The organism is Streptomyces brasiliensis (genome assembly GCF_014647875.1).
In the GTDB taxonomy this organism is placed as follows: Bacteria; Actinomycetota; Actinomycetes; order Streptomycetales; family Streptomycetaceae; genus Streptomyces; species Streptomyces brasiliensis.
The window spans coordinates 1-16,514 of the sequence record NZ_BMQA01000047.1 but is presented as its reverse complement, the minus strand read 5'-3'; the positions used below and the strand labels follow the sequence as shown (position 1 = coordinate 16,514).

The following is a 16,514-nucleotide window of genomic DNA, read 5'->3' as shown; positions in this document are numbered from 1 at the left end:
ACAGGTGCTCGTCCTACCCGGACCAAGATCCGCACCCGGCCGCGCGCAGCCATCACCCTTGCCCCGGCATCGCGGCGCAGGACCCGCGCCGGCCGGACCGTGGTCCCCGCCCTCGCCGCGCTCAGTCCTCCGGTGTGGTCTCCTCGCGGATGACCTGCTGGGCCACCCTGAACGCGCTGTTCGCCGCCGGCACCCCGCAGTACACGGCCGCCTGCAGCAGCACTTCCTTGATCTCCACCGGGGTCAGACCGTTGCGCAGGGCCGCCCGCGTGTGGAAAGCCAGCTCCTCCAGATGACCGCCGGCGACCAGCGCAGTGAGCGTGACGCAGCTGCGTGAGCGCCGGTCGAGGCCGGGCCGGTCCCAGATCTCGCCCCACGCGTACCGGGTGATGAACTCCTGGAAGTCCCCCGAGAAGCCGTCGGCCTGCGCCAGCGCCCGGTCCACGTGCGCGTCGCCGAGCACCTCCCGGCGGACCTTGAGCCCCGCGTCGTAGGGGTCGGGCCGGCCGAATGCCTGCGGCGGTACGACGACGGCCGGGGCGATCTCGGCGATGGGCGAGGCCTGCGGAGCGATATGCGGCGCGGCGGCCAGGACCGGCTTGACGGGGGGCGCCGGGATCGCCATCTGGCCGGTGGTCGAGTCGTAGGCGGGCTGCCAGGCCGTGGAGAAGTGCCGCACCAGCAGGTCACTGACGGCCGCGGGCTGCTCGACCGGCACCAGATGGGAGGCGCCGGGGACGACCGCGAGCCGGGCGTCCGGTATCCCGGCGACCAGAGTGCGGGCCTCGGCCGGGCCGGTGACCTGGTCGTCCGAGCCGACCAGGACCAGGGTGGGCACGCCGATGCGGCCCAGTTCGGGCCGCACGTCGAAGCCGGCGAGCGCCTCGCACGCGGCGATGTAGCAGCCGGGGTCGGTGGTGCGGACCATCTGCACGGCCCACTTGGTGATCGCGGGCTGCGCGGCCGCGAATCCTGCGGTGAACCAGCGTTCCGGCGAGGTCCGGGCGATCGGGTCGAGGCCGTTCGTGCGCACGATCACGCCGCGCTGGCGGAACTCGTCGGCTGTGCCGAACCGCGGCGAGGTGGCGACCAGTGCCAGCGAGGCGACCCGGTCGGGGCGGCGCAGTGCCAGTTCGACGCCGATCGCGCCGCCGAGCGCACAGCCCGCGTATCCGAAGCGCTGTACGCCGAGTCCGTCGAGCGTGGCCAGCAGCCGGGCGGCCAGCTCGGTGACGGAACCGGCCGGGTGTGCGGGCGCGCCGCCGTGCCCCGGCAGGTCGAAGCGGAAGACGCGCCACTGCTTGGCCAGCTCCGGCACCTGCCGGTCCCACATGTGCCAGGTGGTACCGAGTGAGGGACCCAGGATCAGGACAGGTGCGTCTTCTGGCCCGTCAAAGCGGTATTGCAGGGTGTTCATCGGTGTCTCACTCACGCCCTGCACGCTCTCACATCTCGCAGATTCTCACGTGATCGGGTCGCAGCCCCGTGCAAGCCGTCCCACGTTGTGATGAATCCGCGAAGATTCCGGTGGTGTGATGCCGGGGTGGCGAAGTGCGGAGGCCGCCGCTCCGGCGCCGCACAGTGCGTGGGCGGCGGGCCGGGTGGGGTGACGGCCGCGCACAGGAACAGCCGGGCAGACCCGTGGCGTAGGAGGCGAGCGTGGCACGGGGGCCGTGGACTGGAGGAGGGCCGGCCGCGGCCGGAGACGTACGGCGGTATGCGGGCATGTGCGGTGAGCGCGCGCACGGCGCTGAACCGGCCGACGTGAAGCCGCCGTCAGGGGGTGACGATCAACAACGGCAGCAGCGGGACGCGAGCGCGCGGGACCGCGGGGCGGCGTGGGCTGCGGATCACTGGTGACATCGGACGAGGGGACGGGCCCCGTCGGCAGGGAGTCTCACGGGGTGGGGGCGGGGCTGGCGGCGACGCTCGTCCCCGGGCCTCACGGTTCGTCCAGTGTGCCGAGGCCCGTCAGGGCGCCGACCGGGTCCAGGTCCGGGGTGCCGCGCGGCCACCAGTCGTCGCGGCCCGGTTCCGACTCATATGCGTACCACAACCCGTCCTGGCCCAGGCGGAGTTGGACATGACCCTGGGGGTGGGTGAGTCGGTTGCGCCAGGGGCGGAACGCCGGGAGGTCGGCGGCGAGGAGCAGCGGGCGGGCGCGGTCGAATCGGCCTGCCGGCGGGTCCCAGGGCTCTTCCAGGACGGCGAGCCCCTCCAGCCCGCCCTGCCGCCAGGCGGCGACCGCGCGGGCCAGGTCGGCCGGGGTGCGGTCGGCGGCGGAGGCGAGCGAGGAGTAGAGCGCGCGGGTCCCGGCGGTGAGTCCGGAACCGGGTCTGGCAGCGGCGAGACGTACGGCGTCCTGCCACAGGGTCAGGCCGCCGACCGGGTCGCGCCCGGTGGCGAGCAGGGCGTGGGCGCGGACGGCGGCGTCCGTGGCGAGCTGGTCCAGCGCGAAGGGATCCGGGCCGCCGGGCGCCGCCGGGTACACGGGGGGCTGCTCGGGGTGCGGGGGGTGGGGCAACGGTGAGGGGAGGGGCGGGAGTCGGCGGTCGGCGAGGGCCTCGGTGGCGCGTACGCCGGCGAGCGGGGCCGGCTGCCGTTCCTGGGCCGCGCGGGCCGCTGCCGTCGCGTTGCGGCGGGACAGGGCGTCGAGCAGCTCGCGTTCGCCGCGGCCGCGCAGCAGGAGCAGGACGAAGGGGTCGGCGTCGAGAAGGCGGGCGGTCTGGTAGCAGAGGGCCGCGGCGTGCTTGCAGGGGTGACCGGAGTCGGGGCAGCTGCACCGGGGTTCGAGATCACCGGGGCCGGGCAGGAGAGGCACTCCGCAGACGGCGAGGGACTGCGGCAGTTCCTTGTCGAGCAGCGCGGCGATGTGTCCGGTGCGCTCGGCGGCGGCGTCCAGGAATCGCGCCCAGTCGTCCTCGCCCAACGTGCGCAGCCGGACCTGCACCCGGTAGGGCCGCGGGCGGCTCCCCTGCACATAGGCCAGCACGAGCCCCGGCGTCACGGTGATCGCGTCGACATGCCCCCGCTCGGCGTAACCCCGTCCCCGCGCCAGCCGCTTGACGTCCAACGCGCCCTGCTCCAGCGCGTCGACCCAGGCGTTCCCCCACCAGGTCTCGGCGAACCCGGTCTCCTCCGCCGCCGTACGGGGCGGGAAGGGCTGGAAGGTACGGCGGAGTTCGCTGTCGCGGTGGGGGCTGGCCATGGTGCGGGGGAGGTGGGGAGGGGCGGTGGCGGGCACGGTGTCATCCCCCTGTGCTTCACCGGGTCGGGCACCTGAAGTGGACTGATCCGCTGGAGGGTTGACGCCGTCGGCTTCCGCCGGTCCGTCCATGGCGACCGGCATCCGAAACGCGTCTGCCGGCAACGCCCGTATGCCACGGGCCGACTGGCCATGGGGAGCCTGTGCTGCCGCGGCAGCGGTGGTGGAAGCAGGGACGGCGGCCCCGGCTGTCGATCCGGCAGCCCCGGCACCGGCAGTCGAAGCGGCAGGGTCGCCACCCCGTCGTGCGTGGACGAGGGCCGGTCGGAGCCCGGAGGTGGCGGCGCCGCGCCGTGCACGGTTGGGCGGCGTGACGTCGGACGAGGGCTGAGCAGGAGGTGCCGGGCTCTGTTGTCCGCCTCGCGGCTCCCGTCCCGGTGTCTCCGCCTCCGCCACCGCCCGGGCCTCACGGCGGGCGGCTCGCAGCGCTTCGCGGGCCACGTCACCCGGGCGCCCCGGCCCCCCGCCGGCGCCGCGCACCCGTGAGGCATCCGGCGCTTCTCGGCCACCGGTCTCGTGGACCGGTTTCCCTTGCACCGACCCGGCGTGTTCACCCGGTTTCACCGAACCGGTGTCGTCACCACCCCGCTCCTCTCCCGCTGCCGAGCCCCGCCGGGCGGAGACAGCCGACCGCAACGCCGCGCGCGCGGCGTCACCCGGCCGCGGCGAGTCGGCGGCAGCCTCCTTCGGCTCCGGCTCGGACCCGGGCCCCTTTTCCTCCGCCGCCTCCCGCGCAGCCCGAAGTGCCCGGCGCGCGGCGTCGCCGGCGCGTTGGTCGTGGGCGGTCACGGCTGCCTCCTCAGGGTCACCAGATCGGACAGTTCGCGGTCCGTGAGTTCCGTGAGGGCCGACTCGCCCGAGCCGAGGATCGCGTCGGCCAGGGCGCGCTTGGCTTCGAGCATCTCGGCGATGCGGTCCTCTACCGTGCCCTCGGTGACCAGGCGGTGGACCTGGACCGGCTGGGTCTGGCCGATGCGGTACGCGCGGTCGGTGGCCTGTTCCTCGACCGCCGGGTTCCACCAGCGGTCGAAGTGGACGACATGGCCCGCGCGGGTGAGGTTGAGGCCGGTGCCCGCCGCCTTCAGGGACAGGACCAGGACCGGGGTGCGGCCGCTCTGGAAGCGGTCCACCATGCGCTCCCGCTCCGGCACCGGCGTGCCTCCGTGCAGCAGATCCACCGGGATCGCGCGGGCGGTGAGGTGGGACGTGATGAGGCGGGCCATCCCCACGTACTGCGTGAAGACCAGCGCCGAGCCGTCCTCGGACAGCAGCGTGTCCAACAGCTCGTCCAGAAGCGCCAGTTTGCCGGAGCGGGCGGCGAGACCGTCGCCCGCGGCGGCCGCCTCCTTGAGGTACAGCGCGGGGTGGTCGCAGATCTGCTTGAGCGCGCCCAGCAGCTTCAGCACGAGACCGCGCCGCGCGATGCCGTCCGCCGTCTCGATGGCCAGCATCGACTCCCGCACCACCGCCTCGTACAGCGCGGCCTGTTCGCGGGTGAGCGGGACCGGGTGGTCGGTCTCGGTCTTGGGCGGCAGCTCGGGGACGATGCCGGGGTCGGACTTCTTGCGGCGCAGGAGGAAGGGGCGTACCAGGCGGCCCAGGCGCGCCACCGCCTCCTCGTCCTCGCCGTTCTCCACCGCGCGCGCGTGCCGGGCGCGGAAGGACTTCAGCGGGCCGAGCAGCCCGGGCGTCGTCCAGTCGAGCAGGGCCCACAGTTCGGAGAGGTTGTTCTCCACGGGCGTACCCGTCAGTGCCACGCGTGCGGGGGACGGGATCGTGCGCAGCGCCTTGGCCGTCGCCGAGTAGGGGTTCTTGACGTGCTGGGCCTCGTCCGCGACGACCATGCCCCAAGGCTGCTCGGCCAGCGCGGCCGCCGTGGAGCGCATGGTGCCGTACGTCGTGAGGACGAATCCGCCGGTCAGTCCTTCCAGCGTGCGGTCGGGGCCGTGGAAGCGCCGGACGGGGACGCCGGGCGCGAACCGGACGATCTCCCGCTGCCAGTTGCCGAGCAGCGACGCCGGGCAGACCACCAGGGTCGGTTCGGTGCGCGCCCGCTTCAGATGCAGGGCGATGACGGTGATCGTCTTGCCGAGGCCCATGTCGTCGGCGAGGCAGCCGCCGAGGCCGAGGGAGGTCATGAGGTCGAGCCAGGCCAGACCCCGGAGTTGGTAGTCCCGGAGGGTGGCCTGCAGACCGGCGGGCGGCGCGGCGGGGCGCAGGCCCGTGGTGAGGCGGTCGCGCAGGGCGGCCAGAGCTCCGACCGGTACGGCCTCGACGCTCTCGCCGTCGACCTCCGCGGTACCGGTGAGCGCCACGGACAACGCGTCGACCGGGTCGAGCAGCCCCAGTTCGCGCTTGCGGGCCTTTCGTACGAGCGCCGGATCGACCAGCACCCAGCGGTCCCGCAGCCGCACGACCGGGCGGTGCGCCTCGGCCAGCGCGTCCATCTCGGCCTCGGACAACGGGTCGCCGCCGAGGGCCAACTGCCAGCGGAACTGCAGCAGTTCCTCGCTCTCGAAGAAGCCCGTGCCGTCGGTCGCGGAGCCCGGTGCCGGCCGTACGACCGCGGCCGCGCTCAGGTCCTGCGCCAGGTCCCGGGGCCAGTGCACGGCGACTCCGGCCGTCGCGAGCCGGGTCGCCGCCACGCCCAGCAGTTCGCCCAGCTCGTCCTCGGACAGGGCTAGGACGTCGGGCACGTCCTGCTCGGAGAGCCGGTCCAGGGGCGGCCACACACGGGCGGCCCGCCGCACGGCGAGCGCCGCGTCCACACGCGCGCGTGGCCCGAACGCCGCGTCGGCCTCTCCCGCCCAGAGCGCGGCCGCATCGGCGACCAGGGTGGGGTCGGCGAGGCTGTGCACCTGGACGATCGCCGCGCCGACCGTCTGCACGCCGCCGCCGTCGAACAGGTCGTACGCCGACAGATCGAGCCGGAGCGAGATCCGTACGCCCGCGTCCATGCCCGCGGCGACCTCGGCCGCCCAGTCGTGGGCGGCGGGCAGACGCTGGGGCTCGCGGGCGGCGAAGGGCTTCCCGGCGGTGTACGCCGCGGCCGGGGTGCGGGGCAGGGTGTCCGCGACCGCGTCCAGGAAGGAGCGCACCAGCGCCTCCGGCTCGGGCAGCCGCAGCGGACCGGGGCCCGGCAGGGGCACGGCGTGGCCCTCGGCGGGCAGGGCCGCCGCGATCGCGCGCAGATGGGCGATGTCGTCCGGCTCCAGGGGCCCGGCGCGCCAGGCGTCGTGTCCGGTCGGGGTCAGCCCGGGCAGCAGACGGCCGCGGGCGGTGAGCCGCAGCGCGTGCAGCGCGGCGGCACCCCAGCAGGCGGTGGCCGGGTGGGCGGCCGGGTCGTGCCGGGCCCGGACGAGCAACGGGAGGGCCGCACCGACCGGCAGGGACAGCGCGGGTACGGTCCTGCGGCGCACACCCGCGCCGTGCCGCCCTACGACCGTCAGCTCTTCGCCTTCTCCCGGCGGCGCTCCCCCCTCGGGGTCCCAGAAGACGATCCGCCCGTCGCGCGGGAGAGGCGCGGGCAGGTACACGGCGGCCAGGCGCGCCGGGACGGAGTCCCCGAGTGCTCCCGTGCTCTCGACCGCCGCAGCCGTGCCGCTCATACGTCCTGCCACCTCCCGCCCGTGCCTCGGATCAGACGTCTTCGACTGTACGGGCGGGGTCTGACAACCGGCCGCGTCAGGGAACCGTGCGCGAGACGACGTACACCATCGGATAGTTCGGGTCGGCCATGTTCACGACGACGTCCTGGGTGGGAGCCGGGTTCTTCTGCGGGTGCGCCAGACCGGACCAGGCGCCTGGACCCGTGAAGTCCCAGCCGCTGACCTTCCGGTCGCGGGCGCCGACCGTGATGTGGTTCTTCTTCAGGTCGTCGCGCCGGACGCCCATGGCCTCCAGGAAGCTGTCCAGGCCCGCGCTGTTGGTGCGGAACTCGACGTAGAGGCGGCTGGTCTTCCAGTTGTTGGTCTCGTAGTAGGCGATGTAGTCGGCCGGATGCGGGACGTTCACCTGGTAGAGACGGCGCTGCACCTTCGACGGCCAGCCCGGGGCCAGGCCCCTCGACGAGTACTTCGCCTCCTTGTCCTTGCCGCTGTCACGGCTCTGGTTCGCGGAGATCATCAGATAGCCGGCCGGGACGCCGATGAGCAGCACGATGATCAGCAGGGTCAGCGCGCGGCGGCGTGCCTTGTGGCGCGGGTTCTCGACCGGCCGGTCCGGGTGCTCGTCCGGGGACAGGGCCTGGCGGGGCAGCGCCGCGGTCATGCGGTGTCCCGGGTGCGACGGGCCTCGGCGTACCTCTCGTAGCGCTCCCACCGCTCCACACGGCGCCGCTTGGCGCGCCGGAAGCGCCGGGCGACCAGCCGGGCGAGATCGGCCGCGCCGACCATGCCGGCCTCGGGGCCGAGCTGGGCGCGGGTGATACGGGCCTCGGGGCGGTAGCCGCGGCCGGTGAGGTGGCGTTTGAAGGCGTCCCGCGCGGGGCCGATCAGCAGGTCGTCGGCGGCGCTGACGCCTCCGCCGATCACGAAGCAGGAGGGGTCGAGGGCCGCGGCGAGGTTGGCGATGCCGACGCCGAGCCACTGTCCGATGTCCTGCAGCAGCTCGATGCACATCGCGTCGCCCTCGCGGGCCAGCTCGGTGATCATCGGGCCGCTGATGTCGCCGATGTTGCCCTTGACGTGCTCGATGATCCCGTACGCCACCGGGGAGTCGGCGGCGGCCAGCTCCCTGGCCTCGCGGACCAGGGCGTTGCCGGAGCTGTACTGCTCCCAGCAGCCGCGGTTGCCGCACGGGCAGCGGTGGCCGCCGGGCACGACCTGCATATGGCCGAACTCGCCCGCGACGCCGTACTTGCCGCGCTTGACCTGGCCGTCCTCAAGGATCGCGCCGCCGATGCCGGTGCCCAGCGTGATCATGACGAGGTGGTCCTCGCCGCGGCCGGCGCCGAAGCGCCACTCGGCCCACGCGGCGGTGTTGGCGTCGTTGTCGACGAGGACGGGCACGGAGAGACGGCCGCTCAGGCGGTCGCGCAGCGGTTCGTTGCGCCAGGACAGGTGCGGGGCGAACAGGACGCGGTTGCGCTCGGCGTCGACCCAGCCGGCTGCGCCGATGCCGACGGCGTGCACGTCGTGCCGGTCGGACAGGTCCAGGACCAGCTCGACGATGGTGTCCTCGACGACCTTCGGACTCTTGGACTTGTCCGGGGTCTCCGTGCGGACCTTCTCCAGGATGTTGCCGTCGGCGTCCACGACGCCCGCCATCACCTTGGTGCCGCCGATGTCGATGCCGACGGTCGGTACGCGGGGCGCCGTGAGGTGTGAACGGCGCTCCCTTGTACCGACAGTTCGCAGGACGGTTGCTCTGCGGGAGCCGATGGGGGCGGTCAGGTCGCGGTAGGTGCTCATCACGGCCGATTCTGCCTCACCACGGGGGGTGGGTGCTGTGCGGGTGGGACAAGGGGAGTGCGCGAGCGTTGCCGCGTGCGGGTGCGCTGTGGTTGCTCGCGGCGGAGCCGCACATCGACACCGCCTCGCGCCCCTGGTGCTGTGGCCGGGAAGGTTTGCCGGTCGCGAGCCGGTGAACCCTTCCGGTCACAGCACTAGCTGTCTTGCAGTTCGTGGACCAGAGCGTCCAGGTCGGAGCCGCCTGCCATCTGCTTGGTCAGCTCGTCCAGGGTGATCTCGTCCCGTGTGTGATTCCCCACCATCGTCCCCCTCCGCAGCAGGACGAACCTGTTCCCCACCAGGTACGCGTGATGCGGGTTGTGCGTGATGAGAACGACACCCAGGCCCTCGTCCCGCGCCGCCGCCACGTACTTCAGCACGACCCCCGACTGCTTCACCCCCAGCGCCGCCGTCGGCTCGTCCAGGACGAGGACCTTCGCGCCGAAGTACACGGCGCGGGCGATCGCCACGCACTGGCGTTCGCCGCCCGACAACGTGCCGATCGGCTGGTCGACGTCGCGGAGGTCGATGCCCATGCGCAGGAGTTCGGCGTGGGTGGTGCGGCGCATGAAGTCGACGTCCATGCGCTTGAAGGGGCCCGCGCCCTTGCGGGGTTCGGAGCCGAGGAAGAAGTTCCGCCACACCGGCATGAGCGGTACGACGGCCAGGTCCTGGTAGACGGTGGCGATGCCGCGGTCGAGCGCCTCGCGCGGGGAGGTGAGGCGGGTCTCCTCGCCCTCGATGCGCAGGGTGCCGCCGTCGTGCTGGTGGAGGCCGGAGATGATCTTGATCAGGGTGGACTTGCCCGCGCCGTTGTCGCCCAGGACGCAGGTGATCTCGCCGGAGCGGACCTCCAGTGAGACCCCTTCCAGGGCACGGACGTTGCCGTAGCGCTTGCTGACGTCCGACAGGTCGACGAGCGCCGTACGCTCCGTGGTCCGATTCACTTCGTCGCCTCCGCGCGCTTGCGGACCCAGGCGTTCAGCAGGGTCGCGAGGAGCAGCATCGCTCCGAGGAAGAACTTGAACCAGTCGGGGTTCCACTCGGCGAAGACGATGCCCTTGCTGGTCATGCCGAAGATGAACGCGCCGACCGCCGAGCCGATGGCGCTGCCGTAGCCGCCGGTGATCAGACAGCCGCCGATGACGGCCGCGATGATGTAGATCAGCTCGTTGCCGACGCCCTCGCCGGACTGGACGACGTCGTACGAGAAGAGCAGGTGCTGGCCGGAGATCCAGGCGCCGAGCGCCACGCCCATGTAGAGGCCGATCTTGGTCTTCGCGACGGGGACGCCGACCGCGCGGGCCGCGTCCTGGTTGCCGCCGACGGCGAAGATCCAGTTGCCGGCGCGGGTGCGCAGCAGGATCCAGGAGGCGAGGGCGACCAGGGCGAACCACCACAGGATCGTGATCTTGAAGTCGACTCCGCCGATGGTGAGGGTGGAGGCGAAGACGTCGTGGGCCGTCGGGAAGCCCTCCATGTCGGCGATCGTCTTCGTGGACACGGTGCTGTCGATCAGCTTGGTGAAGCCGAGGTTCAGACCGGTCAGCATCAGGAAGGTGCCCAGCGTGATGATGAAGCTGGGCAGCTTGGTGCGGGTGAGCATGAAACCGTTGAACGCGCCGATCGCCAGGGTGGCCAGGAGCGAGACGCCTACTCCCACCCAGACGTTCGCCGTCATCTGGTAGCTGAACATCGACGAGATCAGCGCGGACGACGTGACCATGACGCCTGCCGACAGGTCGAACTCGCCGCCGATCATCAGCAGCGCGACCGGGACCGCCATGATGCCGATGGTCGAGGACGCGTACAGGACGGTGCTGAGGCTGGCGGCCCGCAGGAAGCTGTCGGCGGCGATCGCGAAGAAGAGGAAGACGGCGATCGCGCCGACGACCGAGCCCAGTTCCGGGCGGGACAGCAGCCTGCGCAGCGGGGACGCCGGCAGCAGCCTCTCGTCGACCGCGCTCATCGGGTGCCCCGCTGCGTGTACCCGGCCAGCGCGGACGCCTGGTCCTTGGTGATGATCTGCGGTCCGGTCAGCACGGGCCGGCCGCCGCCGAGGACGTCGCCGTTGTACCTGTACAGCCACAGCAGGTCGACCGCCTGGTAGCCCTGGAGGTACGGCTGCTGGTCGACGGCGAAGCCGAGCGTGCCGTCGGTCAGCTCGGCGGCGACCTTGGCGTTGAGGTCGAAGGTGTCGACCTCGGCGTTGCTGCCCGCGTCCGCCTTGGCCTTGACGGCGGTGTCGGCGTAGGGGGCGCCCAGCGTGACGACGGTGTCGACGGACTTGTCGGCCTGGAGCTTGGCTCCGATCGCGGACTGGACGTCGGGCATGTTGGTGCCGTTGACGTAGAGGTTCTCGACCGTGCCGTGGAAGGTCTTGGCCACGCCCGCGCAGCGCTGCTCGTGGCCGACGTTGCCCTGCTCGTGCAGAACGCACAGGGCCTTCTTCTTGCCGCGCTTGTTCAGCTCGTCACCGACTGCCTCGCCGGCGATGGTCTCGTCCTGGCCGATGTGCGCGAGGGCGCCGAAGGCCTTGGACTCCTCGGAGCCGGAGTTCACCGTGATCACCGGGATGCCGGCCTTCTCGGCGCGGGCCACGGCCGCCTTCAGGGCGTCGGGCTTGGCGAGGCTGACGATGATGCCGTCCACCTTCTTGTCCACGGCCGCGTCCACGAGCTGCGCCTGCTGCTGGGCCTCGTCGTCGTGCGAGTAGAAGAAGTTGATGTTGTCCTTGACGGCGGCCTGCTCGGCGCCGCTCTGCACGATGTCCCAGAAGGTGTCGCCGTCTCCCGAGTGGGTGATCATCGCGAAGGTCCAGCGGGGTGTGTTCACCGCCGCCCTCCCCTGGGCCGCCGCGGCCTTGCGGGCGTCCTCGGCCCGTTTGCCGCCGGTGCTGCTGCAGCCGGCCAGGGACACGGAGAGTGCTCCTGCCAGTGCGATGCCTACCCAGGTCCGAAACCGTGCCACGAGGCCGTGCCCTTCTTGCTGTGTTCTGTCGTACGCGAGACCCGTCGGTCGGTGACCTCACCGGCCTCAAACGACTCAGTATCGAACACGGGGAACGCGCATGACGCGACCGGGGACGAGGTTTCGGTCACATTGTCCGGACAATGCTACGAATCCGGGGCGCCCGGGTACGCACTGCGACGGTGCTCAGGGCCGTACGAGCAGCTGGAACTCGAAGGAGTAGCGGGTCGGGCGGTAGATGTGGTCGCCGAACTCGACCGCGCGGCCGGTGTCGTCGAACGTGGTGCGCTGCATCGTGAGCAGCGGGGCGCCCTCGGTCTCGGCGAGGCGCTCGGCCTCGGCGGCCGTGGCTCCTCGGGCGCCGATGGACTGGCGGGCGCTGTGCAGCGTGATCCCGGCGGAGCGCATCAGCCGGTACAGGCCGGTCGCCTCGAGCTGCGCGGTGTCCAGGTCGAGCAGGCCCGGCGGCAGGAAGTTCGTCAGGTACGCCATCGGCTCGCCGTGAGCCAGCCGCAGCCGCTCGACACGGTGCACGTCGCTGCCCTCGGGGAGGCCGAGCGCGGCCGCGACCTCGGTGGACGCCGGGACGACCGTGTTGACCAGGACGGTGGTGGCGGGGCGCTGGCCGGCCGCCTCCAGGTCGTCGTAGAGGCTGCTCAGCTCCAGCGGGCGCTTGACCTGGCTGTGCACGACCTGGGTGCCGACGCCCCGGCGGCGCACGAGCAGTCCCTTGTCGACGAGGGACTGGATGGCCTGGCGGACGGTGGGCCGGGACAGACCGAGACGCGCGGCCAGTTCGATCTCGTTGCCCAGGAGGCTGCCCGGGGTGAGCGCGCCGTGCTCGATCGCGGCCTCCAGCTGCTGGGAGAGCTGGAAATACAAGGGCACCGGCGAACTCCGGTCCACGCTGAGGTCGAGTGACACGGTCGGGTCCACTTCTGGTTTCGGCACGGGGCGAGCGTAGCTCCGTGGCCGGATGACGGGAAGTCGTGTAGTCCGATTGTCCGGACATACGCATTGACAGCGCGTGGGGTCGGCCTCCACTTTGTTTCCATGCGCATCGGGGTCATTGGTACGGGCCGCATCGGCACCATCCATGCGAACACGCTCAGCCGTCATCGTGAGGTCGGATCCCTGATCCTCACGGACGTGAATCCGGCACGGGCGCAGGAGCTGGCGCACCGGCTGGGCGAGACGGCGGCACCGGGGGTGGACGAGATCTTCAAGTGGGGCGTGGACGCGGTGGTGATCACCGCGACCACCTCGGCCCACGCCGATCTGATCGGCCGGGCGGCGCGCTCGGGCCTGCCGGTCTTCTGCGAGAAGCCGGTCGCACTCGACCTGCCGGGCACGCTGCAGGCACTCGCCGAGGTCGAGGCGGCGGGGACGGTGCTGCAGATGGGCTTCCAGCGGCGCTTCGACGCGGGGTACGCCGGGGCGCGCGAGGCCGTGCGCTCACGGCGGCTCGGGCGGCTGCACACGGTGCGGGCGATGACGGCCGACCAGTCCCCGCCCCCGCCGGAGTGGCTGGCGCTGTCGGGCGGGCTGTTCCGGGACACGCTGATCCACGACTTCGACGTGCTGCGCTGGGTGACGGGACGTGAGGTCGTCGACGTGTACGCGACCGGGTCGGACGCCGGGCCCGCCATGTTCCGGGAGGCCGGTGACGTCGACACCGGCGCGGCCCTGCTCACCCTGGACGACGGCACGCTGGCCACGGCGACGGCGACGCGGCTCAACGGGGCGGGCTACGACGTCCGGATGGAACTCGCCGGAGAGCTGGACACGGTCGTGGTGGGCCTGGACGACCGTACGCCGATCGCGTCCACGGAGCCGACGGGACCGCCCCCGGCGGACAAGCCGTGGGCCGGCTTCCTGGAGCGGTTCGGACCGGCGTACGAGGCCGAACTGCGCGCGTTCGTCGAGGTGTTGAACGGCGAGCGGGCCAACCCCTGCGACGGGTTCGAGGCGTTGCAGGCGCTGAGGGTCGCCGAGGCGTGCGAGGTGTCGAGACGGGAGCGAAGGCCGGTGCGCCTGGTGGAGATCCCGGGCCGGGGCGAGCCGGCGTTCAGGTGAGCAGCCGTATCGCCGGGGTGGTTCCGTCCGTGGCGAGGACGGACTCGCAGTGGACGCAGCGCAGCCATCATCGGGTTGGCCGCGGTCCGGTGAGTGGAGTGGGGGGTCAGGAGGGGAGGAGGGGCAGGTCGTCGGTGTAGGCGTTGACCGGTGGAGAGATGCGCTTGGTGCTGCCGACGTCGAGGGCGGCTTCCGCCGTCGGTGTGCCGAGAGTGCCCTTGGGGTGCCAGGTACCGGTCACCGTCAGCCATGTGTTGGCGGGTGGTGGCTCGCCGCCGTACATGCGGACCTTGACGGACTGGGAGTCCGCCGCGCAGCACGTGAAGATGATTCGGGTCAGGTACCAGCCGCCGCCCTGTCCGGCCGGGGTGGCGAAGCCGGTCATCTGGACGGTGCGGCCCTTGACGGCCAGCCCGCGGTCCCGCTGGACGCGGGTGGTGAAGTCCGTGAGCGTTATCGGCAACGGCGAGGTCGCAGGCAGTGGGTCGAAAGCCTTCCGCTCCTTGACCGCCTTGTCGTTCGAGCGCGCTGCGGTGTACGCGCCCAGGGCAGGCGGGGCGTAGCAGAGCAGACTCAGCGCGGGAAGGAAGAGCAGCCAAGCGATGCGGGGTGCCGTCGAGTGGTCGTGGTGTTGCGCGCTGCCAGACTCCTCCGTACGACCCCGGTCCCGAGCCGCCCCCGTCAAGCCGAGCAGTACCAGCAGCACCCCGGAGACGATCAACAGCGGGCGCAGACCTTCCTTGACGTAGCGCAGGTAGAGGTCCGTGAAGAGGGCGGCGTGCAGCAGGCCGATGCCGGTGATGGCCAGGAGCAGGACCTGTACGGGGCGTTTCACAGCAGCGCACCTCCGATCACGACGCTCGAGGCGACCGCCAAGGCGACGGTCGCCGTGGAGAAACGCCAGGCGAAGGCCCGCCCGAATGTGCCCGCTTGAAGGGCGATCAGCTTGAGATCCACCATCGGGCCGACCACCATGAACGCGAGCCGGGCGGTGGCCGAGAAGCCCGTGAGCGAGGCCGCGACGAAGGCGTCGGCTTCGGAACAGACCGCCAGCAGGACGGCGAGGGCGGCGAGGAAGAGAACAGACAGCCATGACGAGTTGGAGAAGGTGTCCAGGACGGAGCGCGGCATAGCCACGTTGAAGGTGGCCGCGGCCATCGCTCCCAGCACCAGAAACCCGCCGGCGTGCAGGAAGTCGTGCTGGAAACCGAGGCGGAATTCGGTCCAGCGGCCGTGGCCGTGCCGGTGACCGGTGTGCCGGACGGCAGGGCGCAACCACTCCTCCCTGCCCCTCCAGAGCCACAGCCAGCCCATCACCGCGGCGGTGGCGAGCGAGGCGAGCAGTCGGGCGGCCACCATTGCGGGGTTTCCCGGGAAGGCAACCGCGGTGGCGGTCAGGACGATCGGATTGACGGCGGGCGCCGAGAGCAGGAAGGCGAAGGCTGCGGCCGGGGTGACGCCCCGGCGGATCAGGCTGTTCGCGACCGGCACGGACGCGCACTCGCATCCGGGCAGGATCGCTCCGGCCGCTCCGGCCACAGGTACGGCGAGGGCGGGCCGTTTCGGCAGCGCTCTGGTGAGCAGGTCGGCCGGCACGAAGGCATTGATCGCGCCGGACAGGAGCGTGCCCAACAGGAGGAAAGGGAACGCCTGAACAGTGATGGCCAGGCAAACGGTGCGCCAGGCTTGGAGGGCCGGGTGGGCGAGCCACTCGGTGCCCGCGAGGAGGAGCACGGTCGCCCCACCGGCTGCGGTCGCGATCGTGGTGACGAGCGGCCACGAGCCGACGCGCCGCAAGGGCGACCGGGCGGTTACGACCGCCACCCCTTCCGCCATATCAACCAGTTCATCCGTTTCTTGCATTTTCACTCCGGATGTTGGCATCTGGTTGAAGATAAGCGAAGACCCGGCGATGGCCGCGTCCACACGCCGTCAGGGGACGCAATTCCGGACGAGTCACCCTTCCGACCGGGAGCAAGGTGCGACGGCCTCAGCAACCGGCTCCCAAGGCGCGCAGTGCGCGGCACATCTGTCCGCGATGGACCTGCGGAAGGCAGCTGAAAACGCACGCGCCGTGAGCCGCATGCGGCAAGCCCCTGCCGCACCCGCCCCTTCGCCGCAAGCACCAACCGTGGCGTCCACCGGCGAGTGACGCCGAGCGAGACCTCGTCCCCGTGGCCCACCTCCGCGGCGTCGCTGAGCCTGAGGCGCACGTTCTTCGACATAGCAGGCGGCCTGGGCGGGAGTTCAGCGACAGGGTCGTCGAAGGGGCCCGGCGGTCGTCGGGGTCGCCGGAAAACGCCCAGGTGTGCAGAGCCTCGCCTCCGATTCCCAGACCGTTGTCCGGGCCGGGGTGACGAAGCCGTCGAGGGAGACCGAGATGTCCGCGATGATTCGAGTCATACCAGGGCAGACCCGATCCACCGCCCGAACTCATCACTCACACATGAAGCATGTGATCCCGGCGGATCGACGCGTACAACTGGACCCTTCGACTGGGAATTGCCCGTGAGAGCCGCGACGGGAGGGGGATCGGACCGGCGGCGTCGGCCCGCGTGGTTGCCGGAAGCCTGAAGAGCGGCCCCTGTCACCCTCGCCCGACGGATAGGCCCGGGCACCCATCGGCGTAGGCACCCGGGCCGGCTCACATGCAGGGACAGACCCGTCACGGGGACAGGCGGGCCTGCCCCTGCAGGTCATGTCCCTTCTTGTGGTGTAGCCGATCAATCAGTGGTCGTGTTGGGGGTGTTGGG

General features: G+C 71.8%; 12 protein-coding genes and 1 pseudogene. 1 reads left to right on the top strand and 12 read right to left on the bottom strand.

Annotation, left to right across the window (positions count from 1 at the left end; translation table 11 throughout):
• Positions 1-121 precede the first annotated feature (121 nt).
• From pcaDC to IEZ19_RS38025, 9 genes are all read right to left on the bottom strand, one after another.
• Positions 122-1,432 carry a bifunctional 3-oxoadipate enol-lactonase/4-carboxymuconolactone decarboxylase PcaDC gene (gene pcaDC, locus IEZ19_RS38065; RefSeq protein ID WP_189315961.1) on the bottom strand — a complete coding sequence of 437 codons (1,311 nt, stop codon included), beginning with the start codon at positions 1,430-1,432 and terminating at the stop codon, positions 122-124.
• A 510-nt stretch (positions 1,433-1,942) separates the two neighbouring features.
• Complete coding sequence (locus IEZ19_RS38060) at positions 1,943-4,054, bottom strand: SWIM zinc finger family protein (protein WP_189315960.1); 2,112 nt, start codon at positions 4,052-4,054, stop codon at positions 1,943-1,945.
• On the bottom strand, positions 4,051-6,873 hold the full coding sequence (locus IEZ19_RS38055; RefSeq protein WP_189315959.1) for an SCO1167/SCO6262 family helicase: 2,823 nt from the start codon (positions 6,871-6,873) through the stop codon (positions 4,051-4,053). Before IEZ19_RS38055 ends, IEZ19_RS38060 begins: the two co-directional genes overlap by 4 nt.
• A gap of 76 nt (positions 6,874-6,949) precedes the next feature.
• A complete protein-coding gene (locus IEZ19_RS38050; RefSeq protein WP_189315958.1) occupies positions 6,950-7,534 on the bottom strand; it encodes a sugar kinase in 585 nt (194 codons plus the stop codon).
• Positions 7,531-8,676, bottom strand: coding sequence for an ROK family glucokinase (locus IEZ19_RS38045; protein WP_189315957.1), 1,146 nt, complete (start codon positions 8,674-8,676; stop codon positions 7,531-7,533). Before IEZ19_RS38045 ends, IEZ19_RS38050 begins: the two co-directional genes overlap by 4 nt.
• A 194-nt stretch (positions 8,677-8,870) precedes the next feature.
• Positions 8,871-9,662, bottom strand: a complete 792-nt coding sequence (locus IEZ19_RS38040; protein ID WP_189315956.1) for an ATP-binding cassette domain-containing protein — start codon at positions 9,660-9,662, stop codon at positions 8,871-8,873.
• Positions 9,659-10,684, bottom strand: a complete 1,026-nt coding sequence (locus tag IEZ19_RS38035) for an ABC transporter permease (protein ID WP_189315955.1) — start codon at positions 10,682-10,684, stop codon at positions 9,659-9,661. The genes IEZ19_RS38040 and IEZ19_RS38035 overlap by 4 nt, the downstream gene beginning before the upstream one ends.
• Complete coding sequence (locus IEZ19_RS38030; RefSeq protein WP_189315954.1) at positions 10,681-11,685, bottom strand: sugar ABC transporter substrate-binding protein; 1,005 nt, start codon at positions 11,683-11,685, stop codon at positions 10,681-10,683. Before IEZ19_RS38030 ends, IEZ19_RS38035 begins: the two co-directional genes overlap by 4 nt.
• 186 nt (positions 11,686-11,871) lie before the next feature.
• Positions 11,872-12,609 (bottom strand): GntR family transcriptional regulator, encoded by a 738-nt coding sequence (locus IEZ19_RS38025; protein ID WP_189315989.1) that lies wholly within the window; start codon positions 12,607-12,609, stop codon positions 11,872-11,874.
• Between the two features lie 129 nt (positions 12,610-12,738).
• Between IEZ19_RS38025 and IEZ19_RS38020 the strand changes: the two genes are divergently transcribed.
• Complete coding sequence (locus IEZ19_RS38020; protein WP_189315953.1) at positions 12,739-13,761, top strand: Gfo/Idh/MocA family protein; 1,023 nt, start codon at positions 12,739-12,741, stop codon at positions 13,759-13,761.
• 106 nt (positions 13,762-13,867) lie between these two features.
• On the opposite strand, the gene IEZ19_RS38015 is transcribed toward IEZ19_RS38020, so the two are convergent.
• From IEZ19_RS38015 to IEZ19_RS53190, 3 genes and pseudogenes are all read right to left on the bottom strand, one after another.
• Positions 13,868-14,596: a TIGR03943 family putative permease subunit gene (locus IEZ19_RS38015; protein ID WP_189315952.1), complete on the bottom strand. Its 729-nt coding sequence runs from the start codon at positions 14,594-14,596 to the stop codon at positions 13,868-13,870.
• Positions 14,593-15,597, bottom strand: coding sequence for a permease (locus tag IEZ19_RS38010; RefSeq protein ID WP_189315988.1), 1,005 nt, complete (start codon positions 15,595-15,597; stop codon positions 14,593-14,595). Before IEZ19_RS38010 ends, IEZ19_RS38015 begins: the two co-directional genes overlap by 4 nt.
• A gap of 436 nt (positions 15,598-16,033) precedes the next feature.
• Positions 16,034-16,164, bottom strand: a pseudogene (locus IEZ19_RS53190) (dihydrofolate reductase family protein); the annotation flags it as partial.
• Between the last annotated feature and the right edge of the window lie 350 nt (positions 16,165-16,514).

What these genes read in the sequence shown, in the direction of transcription:
- IEZ19_RS38055 (WP_189315959.1), bottom strand. Translation starts at nt 6,873, where the DNA reads ATGAGCGGCACGGCTGCGGCGGTCGAGAGCACGGGAGCACTCGGGGAC.
- IEZ19_RS38050 (WP_189315958.1), bottom strand. Translation starts at nt 7,534, where the DNA reads ATGACCGCGGCGCTGCCCCGCCAGGCCCTGTCCCCGGACGAGCACCCG.
- IEZ19_RS38045 (WP_189315957.1), bottom strand. Translation starts at nt 8,676, where the DNA reads ATGAGCACCTACCGCGACCTGACCGCCCCCATCGGCTCCCGCAGAGCA.
- IEZ19_RS38035 (WP_189315955.1), bottom strand. Translation starts at nt 10,684, where the DNA reads ATGAGCGCGGTCGACGAGAGGCTGCTGCCGGCGTCCCCGCTGCGCAGG.
- IEZ19_RS38020 (WP_189315953.1), top strand. Translation starts at nt 12,739, where the DNA reads ATGCGCATCGGGGTCATTGGTACGGGCCGCATCGGCACCATCCATGCG.
- IEZ19_RS38010 (WP_189315988.1), bottom strand. Translation starts at nt 15,597, where the DNA reads ATGGCGGAAGGGGTGGCGGTCGTAACCGCCCGGTCGCCCTTGCGGCGC.